Origin of the sequence: Streptomyces sp. NPDC050264, assembly GCF_040655895.1 — a bacterium.
Classification (GTDB): domain Bacteria; phylum Actinomycetota; class Actinomycetes; order Streptomycetales; family Streptomycetaceae; genus Streptomyces.
The window spans coordinates 55,205-68,445 of the sequence record NZ_JBFAKV010000007.1; the positions used below are offsets into that span (position 1 = coordinate 55,205).

A 13,241-nucleotide genomic window follows, 5' to 3' on the forward strand; every position below is an offset into this window, starting at 1 on the left:
CGCCATGACCGACAGGGAGCCCCCGCGCCGCCGCGTGCCAGGACCCGCGCGCCCCGCCAGAACGGGCCGGCCCGCGCAGCGGCGCCCGGGACCAGGCGCGCGCCCCGCTGTACGGCGCCCGCGCCCCGCGCCCGCCAAGTCCGGCACTCCACTGCGCCTGGGCAGTCCGCGGCCCCGGCTGCGGATGGTGAGCCTGGGCCTCACGCTCGTCCTCATGGTCTTCGTCGTCCGTCTCCTCCAGGTGCAGGGCGTCGACGCGAGCGCGTACGCGGCCAAGGCCGAGCTGAATCGCTACGTCAGCCACACCATCGCCGCCGAGCGCGGCGGCATCACCGACCGCAGCGGGGTCGCGCTGGCGGCGAGCGTGGACGCGTACGACATCACCGCGGACCCGACGATGTTCACCGAGAAGATCACCAAGGTGAAGGACGCGCCCGAGCAGGCGGCGGCGCTCCTGTCACCGATCGTCGGGATCGACGCGGACGCCCTCGCCAAGAAGCTGGAGACCAAGAAGACGCGGTACGTGCGGCTCGCCGCGCGGCAGACACCGCAGGTCTGGAAGCAGATCAAGGACCTCAGGTCGACGCTGAACGACAAGGCGAACGCCGAGGGCCGCGAGGCGAGCGTCCTGTCCGGCGTCCTCGCCGACCCCAGCAGCAAGCGCGTGTACCCCAATGGAGACCTCGCCGCCGGGATACTGGGCTGGGTCAACGCCGACGGCAAGGGCGGCGGCGGCGTCGAGCAGCAGCTCAACAAGGAGCTGTCCGGCAAGGCGGGCAAGATCCGCTACGCCCAGTCCGGCGGCCAGCAGGTACCGACCGCCGGCAGCACCGAGCAGCCCGCGGTGGCCGGTTCCGACGTGGAGCTGACCATCGACCGTGACATCCAGTGGGCCGCGCAGGACGCGATCACCGAGCAGGTGAAGAAGTCCGGGGCCGACCGCGGCTACGTGATAGTGCAGGACACGCAGACCGGCGAGGTCCTGGCCATGGCGAACGCGCCCGGCTTCGACCCGAACGACCTGTCGCAGGCCAACGCCACGGCCCTGGGCAACGCCTCGCTGCAGGACGCGTACGAGCCCGGCTCCACCGCCAAGGTCATGTCGATGGCGGCGATCCTGGAGGAGAACGCGGCCACGCCGCTGACCCACGTCACCGTGCCCAACCGGCTGCACCGCGGCGACCGGCTCTTCCAGGACGACATCGACCACCCGACCTGGCACCTCACGCTCAACGGCGTGCTCGCCAAGTCCAGCAACATCGGCACGATCCTGGCGACCGGCCAGCTCGGCTCCACGCAACCGAAGGCCAACCAGACCCTCTACTCGTACCTGCGCAAGTTCGGCATCGGGCGGCAGAGCGGTCTCGGCTTCCCCGGCGAGACCTCCGGCATCCTCGCGGCGGCGGACAAGTGGTCGACGTCGCAGCAGTACACGATCCCGTTCGGACAGGGCTTCTCCATCAACGCCATGCAGGCGGCCTCCGTGTACTCGACCATCGCCAACGGCGGCGTACGGATCGAACCGACCCTGGTGCGCGGCGCGAAGGGCGCCGACGGCCGGTTCACGCCCGCGCCCAGGCCCAAGGAGACCCGCGTCGTCAGCACGAAGACGGCGAAGACGGTCGCGCGGATGCTGGAGTCCGTGGTCGACGACGAGGAAGGCACGGGCACGAAGGCCCGGATCCCCGGCTACCGCGTCGCCGGTAAGACGGGCACCGCCAACCGCGTGGATCCGGCCACCGGCCGCTACAAGGGGTACACGTCGTCGTTCGCCGGGTTCGCGCCCGCCGACAAGCCGCGCGTCACCGTCTACTGCGCCATCCAGAACGCCACAAAGGGGAGTTACTTCGGCGGCCAGATCTGCGGCCCCATCTACAAGCAGGTCATGGAGTTCGCCCTGAAGACCCTCCAAGTCCCGCCCACGGGCGCCAAGTCCGCGCGACTGCCCGTCACTTTCCAGCCATGACAGCCTGCCCGCCATGACGGCCGTGCCGCGCCGTGACCATGATCACTTCCACCCAGTGACGACACCTTGAAGAGCCCGTGACAACCATCACCTCGGATTCCGGGAACCACCGGACACCACGCCCCTCGCTTCGCTCAGCGGGGGGTGCGCCCGGTACGCTCACCGCCGTGCCACACGCTGATCAGTCCCAAACCACCCAGAAGGGCGCACCCGTGACATACCCCGGGCCGCCGCGACCGGTCGAGGTCTCCGCCACACCCCTCGCGGAACTGGCCGATCAGCTGGGTGTCCCGACACCCACGGCCGACGCGGCGATCACTGTCTCCGGCATCACCCACGACTCCCGTGCGGTACGCCCCGGCGACCTGTACGCGGCCCTCCCCGGCGCCCGCGCGCACGGCGCCGACTACGCCGCGCAGGCCGCCACCCTCGGCGCCGTCGCCGCCCTCACCGATCCGGCGGGCGCCGAACGCGTCCAGGACGCAGGGCTCCTGCCGCTCGTCGTGGAGAACCCACGCGGCAGCATGGGCGAGCTGGCCGCCACGATCTACGGCCACCCGGGCAGGGATCTGCTCCAGCTCGGCATCACCGGCACGTCCGGCAAGACCACCACCGCGTACCTCGTGGAGGGCGGTCTGAAGGAGGTCCGTTCGACGGGCCTCATCGGAACGGTCGAGATGCGGATCGGCGACGAGCGCATCAAGTCCGAGCGCACCACCCCCGAAGCCACCGACCTCCAGGCCCTGTTCGCGGTCATGCGCGAGCGCGGCGTCGAGGCCGTCGCCATGGAGGTCTCCAGCCACGCCCTCGTGCTCGGCCGGGTCGACGGCTGCGTCTTCGACGTCGCCGTCTTCAACAACCTCAGCCCGGAGCACATGGAGTTCCACTCCGGCATGGAGGACTACTTCCAGGCCAAGGCACAGCTGTTCACGCGCGCACGCAGCAGGCTGGGCGTCGTGAACTTCGACGACGAGTACGGACGCCGGCTCATCGACGAGTCCGAGGTCCCCGTCGTCACGTTCTCGGCCGAGGGCCACCCCGACGCCGACTGGCGCGCCGAGGACGTCGAAGTGGGGCCGCTGGGCTCGACGTTGACCGTCATCGGCCCCAAGGGCGAGCGGATCGCCGCCAGGGCGCCGCTGCCGGGCGCCTTCAACGTGGCGAACACCCTCGCCGCGATCGTCACCCTCGCCGTCGCCGGGATCGACCCCCAGACCGCGGCCGACGGCGTCGCCGCGGTGCCCGGGGTGCCCGGCCGCCTGGAGCGGGTGGATGCCGGCCAGAAGTACCTCGCCGTCGTCGACTACGCGCACAAGACCGACGCGGTCGAGTCCGTCCTGAAGGCGCTGCGCAAGGTCACCGAGAACAAGCTGCACATCGTGCTCGGCTGCGGCGGCGACCGGGACAGGACCAAGCGGATGCCGATGGGCGCCGCGGCGGCCCGGTTCGCCGACACGGCCATCCTCACCTCCGACAACCCGCGCTCCGAGGACCCCCTCGCGATCCTCGCCACGATGCTCGCGGGCGCCGCCGACGTACCGGCGCACGAGCGCGGCGACGTCGCCGTCTTCGAGGACCGGGCCGCCGCCATCGCCGCGGCCGTCGCCCGGGCCGAGCCCGGCGACACGGTGCTCGTCGCGGGCAAGGGTCACGAGCAGGGCCAGGACATCGCCGGGGTGGTGCGTCCCTTCGACGACCGCCTGGTGCTTCGCGAAGCCATCGAGCAAACCCAGGGATGAAGTTGTGATCGCCCTCTCCCTCGCCGAGATCGCCTCAGTCGTCGGCGGGCAGACGTACGACATACCGGATGAGCGGGTCCGGGTCACCGGGCCGGTCGTCATCGACTCGCGCAAGGTCGAGCCCGGCAGCCTGTTCGCGGCATTCGCGGGTGAACACGTGGACGGCCACGACTACGCGGCCGACGTGATCGCCGCGGGCGCCGTCGCTGTGCTGGCCGCGCGACCCGTCGGGGTGCCCGCCGTCGTCGTCGACGACGTACAGGCGGCGCTCGGCGCGCTCGCCCGGCACGTCGTCGAGCGGCTCGGCGCGACTCTGGTCGCGCTGACCGGCTCGGCCGGCAAGACCAGCACCAAGGACCTGATCGCCCAGGTGCTGCGCAGCAAGGCCCCCACGGTCTTCACGCCAGGCTCCTTCAACAACGAGATCGGCCTGCCGCTGACCGCGCTGTCCGCCACCGACGAGACGAAGTTCCTCGTCCTGGAGATGGGCGCTCGCGGCAAGGGCCACATTCAGTACCTGACGGGCCTGACGCCCCCCCGGGTCGGCGTCGTCCTCAACGTGGGGACCGCGCACATCGGGGAGTTCGGCGGCCGCGCGCAGATCGCGGAAGCGAAGGGTGAGCTGGTCGAGGCGCTGCCCGCCGACGGCACCGCGATCCTCAACGCGGACGACCCGCTGGTACGGGCCATGTCCTCCCGTACGAAGGCGAAGGTGCTGCTCTTCGGAGAAGCCCCGGAAGCCGACGTACGTGCCGAGAATGTCCGGCTCACGGAGAACGGACAGCCGGCCTTCAGCCTTCACACACCCACCGGGTGCAGCGAAGTGACCTTGCGCCTGTACGGTGAGCACCACGTGTCGAACGCGCTCGCCGCGGCCGCCGTCGCCCACGACCTTGGCATGTCCGTGAAGGAGATCGCGCTCGCGCTCTCCGAAGCGGGCTCCCTGTCCCGCTGGCGGATGGAGGTCACCGAGCGTCCGGACGGCGTCACGATCGTCAACGACGCCTACAACGCGAACCCCGAGTCCATGAGAGCGGCCCTGCGCGCGCTCGTGGCCATGGGCCGGGGGCGGCGTACGTGGGCGGTGCTCGGGCACATGGCCGAGCTCGGCGACGCGTCGCTGACCGAGCACGACGCGGTCGGACGGCTGGCCGTCCGGCTCAACGTCAGCAAGCTCGTGGCAGTCGGGGGCAGGGAAGCGTCCTGGTTGCGACTGGGCGCCTATAACGAGGGTTCGTGGGGTGAGGAGTCGGTGCACGTGTCCGACGCACAGGCGGCTGTCGACCTGTTGCGCAGCGAGCTGCGCCCGGGTGACGTCGTGCTCGTGAAGGCCTCCAGGTCGGTGGGCCTGGAGAGCGTGGCACAGGCGCTGCTCGAGGGCGAGGTCGATGCCCGATGATGAAGCAGATCCTCTTCGCGGGCGTGATCGGGCTCTTTCTGACCCTGATCGGAACGCCCCTGCTCATCAAGCTCCTTGCGCGCAAGGGCTATGGGCAGTACATCCGTGACGACGGCCCGCGCGAGCACCACGCCAAGCGCGGTACGCCGACCATGGGTGGTATCGCCTTCATCCTGGCGACCCTCATCGCGTACTTCCTGAGCAAGCTGATCACCGGCGCGACCCCGACCCTGTCGGGCCTGCTCGTGCTCGGTCTGATGGCCGGTATGGGCCTGGTCGGCTTCCTCGACGACTACATCAAGATCGTGAAGCGGCGTTCGCTCGGGCTGCGGGCCAAGGCGAAGATGGCCGGCCAGCTGACCGTCGGTATCGCCTTCGCGGTGCTGTCCCTGCAGTTCGCGGATGCCCGCGGCCAGACCCCGGCCTCCACCCGGCTCTCCTTCGTGGAGGACTTCGGCTGGACGATCGGCCCCGTGCTCTTCGTGGTCTGGGCGCTGTTCATGATCCTCGCGATGTCGAACGGCGTGAACCTGACCGACGGCCTCGACGGCCTCGCCACCGGCGCCTCCGTGATGGTCTTCGGCGCCTACACCTTCATCGGCGTCTGGCAGTTCCAGGAGTCCTGCGCCAACGCGCAGACCCTCACCAACCCGGGCGCCTGTTTCGAAGTCAGAGACCCACTCGACCTGGCAGTCGTCGCGTCAGCATTGATGGGCGCCTGCTTCGGCTTCCTGTGGTGGAACACCTCGCCCGCCAAGATCTTCATGGGTGACACGGGCTCGCTCGCCCTCGGTGGCGCCCTCGCCGGTCTCGCGATCTGCTCGCGCACCGAGATGCTGCTGGCGCTGCTCGGCGGCCTGTTCGTGATGATCACGATGTCCGTCGTCATCCAGGTCGGCTCCTTCAAGATGACCGGCAAGCGGGTCTTCCGAATGGCGCCACTCCAGCACCACTTCGAACTGAAGGGGTGGTCCGAAGTCCTTGTGGTGGTCCGCTTCTGGATCATCCAGGGCATGTGCGTGATCGTCGGACTCGGCCTCTTCTACGCGGGATGGGCAGCAAAGAAGTGACATCTGGTCAGGGCTCCTGGCAGGGAATGAGCATCACCGTCGCCGGTCTCGGCGTGAGCGGCCTCAGCGCCGCCCGCGCCCTGGCCGGCCTCGGCGCGTCGGTGACCGTCGTGGACGGCGGCGAGAGCCCTGCCCACCGCGAAAAGGCCGTCCTTCTTAAGGAAGAAGGCATCTCCGTACGCCTCGGGGATGCGGCCACGCTGCCCGAGGGCACGGAACTGGTCGTCACGTCCCCGGGCTGGAAGCCCTCATCGCCGCTGTTCGCGGCGGCCGCGGCAGCGGGCGTCGACGTCGTCGGTGACGTGGAGATCGCCTGGCGGCTGCGCGGCCCGGACGCGGCGCCCTGGCTCGCCATCACCGGCACGAACGGCAAGACCACCACGACGCAGATGCTCGCGTCGATCCTCCAGGCGGCAGGCCTGCGCACGGCCGCCGTCGGCAACATCGGTACCCCGATCGTCGACGTCGTCCTCGAAGGCGACGACGCGTACGACGTGTTCGCCGTGGAGCTGTCCTCGTACCAGCTGCACTGGGCGCCCTCGCTGCGCGCCCACTCCGGGGCTGTCCTGAACCTGGCACCCGACCACCTCGACTGGCACGGCTCCATGGAGGCGTACGCCGCCGACAAGGGCCGTATCTACGAAGGCAATCAGGTCGCCTGCGTCTACAACACCGCGGACAAGGCCACCGAACGCCTGGTCCGCGGGGCCGACGTCGAGGAGGGCTGCCGCGCCATCGGCTTCACGCTCGGCACACCGGGACCGTCCGAACTCGGCGTCGTCGAGGGCATCCTGGTCGACCGGGCCTTCGTCGAGGACCGGCAGCAGCGCGCCCAAGAGCTGGCCGAGGTCTCCGACGTGCACCCGCCGGCCCCGCACAACATCGCCAACGCCCTCGCGGCGGCCGCCCTCGCCCGCGCCTTCGGCGTGCAGCCGGCCGCCGTACGGGACGGGCTGCGCGACTTCACGCCCGACGCACACCGCATCGCGCACGTCGCCGATGTCGCCGAGGTCGCCTACGTCGACGACTCCAAGGCCACCAACACCCATGCCGCGCAGGCCTCGTTGGCGGCCTACGAGTCGATCGTGTGGATCGCCGGCGGGCTCGCCAAGGGCGCGACCTTCGACGAGCTGGTCACGGGCGCGGCGGAGCGGCTGCGCGGCGTCGTCCTGATCGGTGCCGACCGTGCCCTGATCCGCGAAGCCCTGGAGCGACACGCCCCGGAAGTACCGGTCGTCGACCTCGACCGGACCGACACTGGGGCGATGTCCGCGGCGGTCCAGGAGGCGGCGCGGCTCGCCCGCCCGGGGGACACCGTGCTGATGGCCCCGGCCTGTGCGTCGATGGACATGTTCACGAACTACAACAAGCGTGGCGACGCGTTCGCGGAAGCGGTCCGCGGACTCGGCGCCACCGGCGTCTGACGGTACCTTCGGGTGCCCACGCCGGGCACCCTCGGGAGGGGAACGTGGCAGCGCACCAGCGAAGGCCGAGCCGGCCGTACGGCCTACCGTGGGGGAGCGGCAATGGCCGGTAGCAGCGCCCGCACCACCAAGCGCCCCTCGGCCCCGCCGAGAAGGACCAGCCGCGTCTACCGGGCGCGCGCCAACCCGCTGGGCCGGCTCTACGCGCAGGGCCGCCGGGCCTGGGACCGGCCCCTCACCGCGTACTACCTGATCCTCGGGTCCGCGCTGCTCATCACGGGCCTCGGCCTGGTGATGGTCTACTCGGCGTCGATGATCACGGCCCTGCAGATGGGCCTCTCCAGCTCGTACTTCTTCCGCAAGCAGTTCGTCGCGGCCGTCATCGGCTCGATCCTGCTCGTGGTCGCGATGCGCATGCCGGTGAAGCTGCACCGCGCCCTCGCGTACCCGATCCTCGCCGTCAGCGTCTTCCTGATGATCCTGGTGCAGGTGCCGGGGATAGGGGTGTCGATCAACGGCAACCAGAACTGGATCTCGCTCGGCGGCCCGTTCATGCTGCAGCCCAGTGAGTTCGGGAAGCTGGCGCTGATCCTGTGGGGCGCCGATCTGCTGGCGCGCAAGCACGACAAGCGGCTGCTGAACCAGTGGAAGCACATGCTGGTGCCGCTGGTCCCGATGGCGTTCCTGCTGCTCGGCCTGATCATGCTCGGCGGCGACATGGGCACGGCGATCCTGCTGACGGCCATCCTCTTCGGCCTGCTGTGGCTGGCGGGCGCCCCCACGCGGCTCTTCGTGGGCGTCCTGTCCGTGGCCGGCGCGATCGGCATCATGCTCATCAAGACCAGCCCGAACCGGATGGCGCGGCTCGCGTGCCTGGGCCGCGCCGACGCGGGCCCCGACGACATGTGCTGGCAGGGACTGCACGGCATCTACGCCCTCGCCTCCGGCGGATTCTTCGGTTCCGGCCTCGGCGCGAGTGTGGAAAAATGGGGTCAACTTCCCGAAGCGCACACCGACTTCATCTTCGCCATCACCGGTGAGGAACTGGGCCTGTCGGGGACGCTGTCGGTGCTCGCCCTCTTCGCGGCTCTAGGCTATGCGGGTATCCGCGTGGCCGGACGCACGGAGGACCCCTTCGTGAGATATGCCGCGGGAGGCGTGACGACCTGGATCACGGCGCAGGCCGTGGTCAACATCGGTGCGGTGCTCGGCCTGTTGCCGATCGCCGGAGTCCCGCTCCCGCTGTTCTCGTACGGGGGGTCCGCTCTGCTGCCGACCATGTTCGCCGTAGGCCTTCTCCTCGCGTTCGCGCGGGACGAGCCGGCGGCGCGGGCGGCCCTCGCCATGCGGCAGCCTCGGGTGAGATGGAACACGATGCGACGGCGCGCCACGGCGCGTACGTCCGGAGAGCGGTGAATTTCGGTGCATGTCGTACTCGCCGGTGGGGGGACCGCCGGCCACATCGAGCCGGCGCTCGCCCTCGCGGACGCCCTGCGCAGGCAGGACCCGACCGTGGGGATCACGGCGCTCGGCACGGAGCGCGGCCTGGAGACCCGTCTCGTACCGGAGCGCGGCTACGACCTGGGGCTGATCCCCGCCGTACCGCTGCCACGCAAACCCACCCCTGAACTGATCACCGTGCCGGGACGGCTGCGCGGCACCATCAAGGCCGCCGAGCAGATCCTGGAGCGCACCAAGGCCGACGCCGTGGTCGGCTTCGGTGGATATGTCGCGCTGCCCGGCTACTTGGCCGCCAAGCGGCTCGGCGTCCCGATCATCGTGCACGAGGCCAACGCCCGGCCCGGCCTCGCCAACAAGATCGGATCGCGGTACGCGGCAGGGGTCGCCGTCTCCACGCCGGACAGCAAGCTGCGCGGCGCCCGCTACATCGGCATCCCGCTGCGCCGCACCATCGCCATGCTCGACCGGGCCGCGGTACGCCCCGAGGGCCGCGCCGCGTTCGGCCTCGACCCGAACCTGCCGACCCTGCTCGTCTCCGGCGGCTCGCAGGGCGCCCGCCACCTGAACGAGGTCGTGCAGCGCGTCGCGCCGCTGCTCCAGCGGTCCGGTATCCAGATCCTGCACGTGGTCGGCCCGAAGAACGAACTGCCGCAGGTTCAGCAGATGCCGGGTATGCCCCCGTACATCCCGGTACCGTACGTGGACCGGATGGACCTCGCGTACGCCGCGGCCGACATGATGCTGTGCCGTGCGGGCGCGATGACCGTCGCCGAACTCTCCGCCGTCGGGCTCCCGGCCGCCTACGTCCCGCTGCCCATCGGCAACGGGGAGCAGCGGCTGAACGCCCAGCCGGTGGTCAAGGCCGGCGGCGGTGTGCTGGTCGACGACGCGGAGCTGACCCCGGAATGGGTCCAGGGCAACGTCCTGCCCGTGCTCGCCGACCCGCACCGTCTGTACGAGATGTCCCGGGCCGCCTCGGAGTTCGGCCGCAGGGACGCCGACGACCTGCTCGTCGCGATGGTGTACGAGGCGATCAACTCACGCCGATAGGGGCGTACGACACAGAGGCAGGGCAGCGTGGCCGGACCGACCACCGCGGACCGCGGCGAACGAGACGAAGCCGAGGCGTCCGAATCCGGCCCGCCCCCTGCACCCCGCCGACTGCGGAAGCCGAGCGTCCGGGCCCTCGTCGTGACCGGAGTGCTGCTGCTCCTGATCGTGGCGGGCGGCAGCTGGCTGCTGTACGGGTCGAAGTGGTTGCGCGTGGAGCGCGTCACGGCCTCGGGGACGGACGTCCTCACGCCGGCGCAGGTGCGCGAGGCCGCGGCGGTACCGGTCGGCGCCCCCATGGTCTCCGTCGACACGGACGCCATCAAGGACCGGATCCGCCGGAAACTGCCCCGGATCGACTCGGTCGACGTAGTCCGGTCCTGGCCGCACGGAATCGGTCTGAAAGCGACTGAACGCAAGCCGGTTCTGATTGTCGAAGACGCCAGAAATACGGGCAAGTTCGTCGAAGTGGACCACAAAGGCGTTCGTTTCGCGACGGTCGACAAGGCGCCGAAGGGCGTTCCCCGGCTGGAATTGACACCGGATCGAGCGGGCGCGGCGGCAAGCCTGCGACGCTTCGGGGAGGACCGGCTGGTCCGCGAAACGGTCCGGGTCGCGCGGCGGCTGCCGTCGGCGGTCGCCCGCGACACCCGTACCGTCAAGGTCCGTTCGTACGACGACATCTCGCTGGAGCTCACCGGCGGACGTGTCGTCGTATGGGGAAGTGCCGAGAAGGGTGAGACGAAGGCGCGCGTACTCATGACCCTCATGAAAGCCGCGCCGAAGGCCCGGCACTTCGACGTAAGTGTTCCCACCGCCCCTGCTTCTTCGGGTAGTTGACCCATATCAGCGCAGGCCAGCACCCTGGTTGGGCAGCGCTACGGCTGATCACATAGGGTGAAAAGAAAAACGGGAGGTTCGGCGTGTTCGTTGAACGGGCGCCACTTGTCGACTTAGTGTCAGGTTCGGAAGAGTCCAGGGAACAGACACACTGGTAACCCTAAACTTCACCGTTAGGGTTCGGGTCGGCAGTCGACTAGTAGTTCGGACCGTCCCCATTCGACATCAGTCGTCGCATCGGCAGTACGCGAGGCGACGACACGTAACTCGAGGCGAGAGGCCTTCGACGTGGCAGCACCGCAGAACTACCTCGCAGTCATCAAAGTCATCGGTGTCGGCGGCGGTGGTGTCAATGCCATCAACCGGATGATCGAGGTCGGTCTCAAGGGCGTCGAGTTCATCGCCATCAACACCGACGCGCAAGCCCTGTTGATGAGCGACGCCGACGTCAAGCTCGACGTCGGCCGTGAACTCACGCGCGGACTCGGCGCCGGCGCCAACCCGGCCGTCGGCCGCAAGGCCGCAGAGGACCACCGCGAGGAGATCGAGGAGGTCCTCAAGGGGGCCGACATGGTCTTCGTCACCGCCGGCGAAGGCGGCGGCACCGGAACCGGCGGCGCACCCGTCGTCGCCAACATCGCACGCTCGCTCGGCGCCCTCACCATCGGCGTGGTCACCCGGCCGTTCACCTTCGAGGGGCGCCGCCGGGCCAACCAGGCCGAGGACGGCATCGCGGAGCTGCGCGAAGAGGTCGACACCCTCATCGTCATCCCGAACGACCGGCTCCTGTCCATCTCGGACCGCCAGGTCTCCGTCCTCGACGCCTTCAAGTCGGCGGACCAGGTCCTGCTCTCCGGTGTCCAGGGCATCACCGACCTCATCACCACGCCCGGCCTGATCAACCTCGACTTCGCCGACGTCAAGTCCGTGATGTCCGAGGCCGGTTCGGCCCTCATGGGTATCGGCTCGGCCCGCGGTGACGACCGCGCGGTGGCCGCCGCGGAGATGGCGATCTCCTCGCCGCTCCTCGAAGCGTCCATCGACGGTGCCCGCGGTGTGCTGCTCTCCATCTCCGGCGGCAGCGACCTCGGCCTCTTCGAGATCAACGAAGCGGCCCAACTGGTCAGCGAGGCCGCGCACCCCGAGGCGAACATCATCTTCGGTGCGGTCATCGACGACGCCCTCGGCGACGAGGTGCGGGTCACCGTCATCGCCGCCGGGTTCGACGGCGGACAGCCGCCGGCCAAGCGGGACACCGTGATGGGCTCCTCCTCGGCCAAGCGCGAGGAACCGACACCGGCCTCCCGTCCGGCGCCGGCCTCCGAGCCCTCGCGCCCGGCCTTCGGCAGCCTCGGCAGCGTCACGCCGCGCGAGGAGCTGAAGTCCCCGGAGCCGGTCGAGGCGGCCGCGCCGGTGCACGAGACCCCCTCGGCCCCGGTCAACCCGCCCCACGTCCCGCGGCCGTCCTACCCGGACAGCCAGGCCGAGGAGCTGGACGTCCCGGACTTCCTGAAGTGACGTTCCTGAGCCCGATGGGAATGTCGACGGAGTGATAGGACAGCCCGACGCTGTGACCTCTACGAGTGGCGCGCACTTCGCCTTCACCGACCGGTGGGGCGGGGTGAGCGCCGCTCCGTACGAGGAGCTCAATCTCGGCGGAGCGGTCGGTGACGACCGCGAAGCCGTTCTTCGTAACCGGGAGTTGGCCGCCGGGGCGCTCGGCCTCGAACCGTCCCGGGTCGTCTGGATGAACCAGGTGCACGGCCCCGACGTGGCGGTGGTGGACGGGCCCTGGGCCACGGACGCCGACATTCCGCAGGTCGACGCGCTCGTCACCACCCGGCGCCGCCTCCCCCTCGCCGTGCTCACCGCGGACTGCACCCCCGTACTGCTGGCCGACCCGGTCGCCGGTGTCGCCGCCGCCGCGCACGCGGGACGTTCGGGCATGATCGCCGGAGTCGTACCCGCCGCTGTACGGGCGATGGTGGAACTCGGCGCGGATCCCGCCCGGATCGTGGCCCGCACCGGGCCCGCGGTCTGCGGCCGGTGCTACGAGGTGCCGGAGCAGATGCGCGCCGAGGTCGCCGCGGTCGAGCCCGCGGCGTACGCCGAGACCACTTGGGGCACTCCGGCCGTCGATGTGACCGCCGGTGTGCACGCACAGCTGGAGCGGCTCGGGGTGCGCGACCGGCAGCAGTCGCCGGTGTGCACGCTGGAGTCGCACGACCACTTCTCGTACCGCCGCGACAAGGCCACCGGCCGGCTCGCGGGCTATGTCTGGCTGGACTGATA

The 13,241-nt window shown here is 70.2% G+C and carries 10 protein-coding genes; all 10 read left to right on the plus strand.

The genetic code is table 11. The features are described from left to right. The first annotated feature begins 4 nt into the window (after positions 1 to 4). The 10 genes from AB0J02_RS14205 to pgeF all read left to right on the plus strand — a co-directional run bounded on the left by AB0J02_RS14205 (position 5) and on the right by pgeF (position 13,239). Positions 5 to 1,966, plus strand: coding sequence for a penicillin-binding transpeptidase domain-containing protein (locus AB0J02_RS14205; protein WP_363193924.1), 1,962 nt, complete (start codon positions 5 to 7; stop codon positions 1,964 to 1,966). A 77-nt stretch (positions 1,967 to 2,043) separates the two neighbouring features. Continuing rightward, a complete protein-coding gene (locus AB0J02_RS14210; protein WP_363193925.1) occupies positions 2,044 to 3,705 on the plus strand; it encodes a UDP-N-acetylmuramoyl-L-alanyl-D-glutamate--2,6-diaminopimelate ligase in 1,662 nt (553 codons plus the stop codon). A gap of 4 nt (positions 3,706 to 3,709) precedes the next feature. After that, entirely contained in the window at positions 3,710 to 5,104 is a 1,395-nt protein-coding gene (murF, locus tag AB0J02_RS14215) for a UDP-N-acetylmuramoyl-tripeptide--D-alanyl-D-alanine ligase (protein WP_363193926.1), read from the plus strand. Further along, on the plus strand, positions 5,101 to 6,174 hold the full coding sequence (mraY, locus tag AB0J02_RS14220) for a phospho-N-acetylmuramoyl-pentapeptide-transferase (protein WP_363193927.1): 1,074 nt from the start codon (positions 5,101 to 5,103) through the stop codon (positions 6,172 to 6,174). The genes murF and mraY overlap by 4 nt, the downstream gene beginning before the upstream one ends. Beyond that, a complete protein-coding gene (gene murD / locus AB0J02_RS14225) occupies positions 6,156 to 7,598 on the plus strand; it encodes a UDP-N-acetylmuramoyl-L-alanine--D-glutamate ligase (protein WP_363193928.1) in 1,443 nt (480 codons plus the stop codon). Before mraY ends, murD begins: the two co-directional genes overlap by 19 nt. Positions 7,599 to 7,700: 102 nt before the next feature. Further along, positions 7,701 to 9,014 (plus strand): putative lipid II flippase FtsW, encoded by a 1,314-nt coding sequence (gene ftsW, locus AB0J02_RS14230; RefSeq protein WP_363193929.1) that lies wholly within the window; start codon positions 7,701 to 7,703, stop codon positions 9,012 to 9,014. Between the two features lie 6 nt (positions 9,015 to 9,020). Continuing rightward, positions 9,021 to 10,109, plus strand: coding sequence for an undecaprenyldiphospho-muramoylpentapeptide beta-N-acetylglucosaminyltransferase (gene murG / locus AB0J02_RS14235; RefSeq protein ID WP_363193930.1), 1,089 nt, complete (start codon positions 9,021 to 9,023; stop codon positions 10,107 to 10,109). A 27-nt stretch (positions 10,110 to 10,136) separates the two neighbouring features. Further along, positions 10,137 to 10,949 (plus strand): FtsQ-type POTRA domain-containing protein, encoded by an 813-nt coding sequence (locus AB0J02_RS14240; protein ID WP_363193931.1) that lies wholly within the window; start codon positions 10,137 to 10,139, stop codon positions 10,947 to 10,949. A gap of 288 nt (positions 10,950 to 11,237) precedes the next feature. Then, positions 11,238 to 12,467, plus strand: coding sequence for a cell division protein FtsZ (gene ftsZ / locus AB0J02_RS14245; RefSeq protein WP_363193932.1), 1,230 nt, complete (start codon positions 11,238 to 11,240; stop codon positions 12,465 to 12,467). Positions 12,468 to 12,498: 31 nt separating this feature from the next. Continuing rightward, complete coding sequence (gene pgeF, locus AB0J02_RS14250) at positions 12,499 to 13,239, plus strand: peptidoglycan editing factor PgeF (RefSeq protein WP_363193933.1); 741 nt, start codon at positions 12,499 to 12,501, stop codon at positions 13,237 to 13,239. Positions 13,240 to 13,241: the final 2 nt, after the last annotated feature.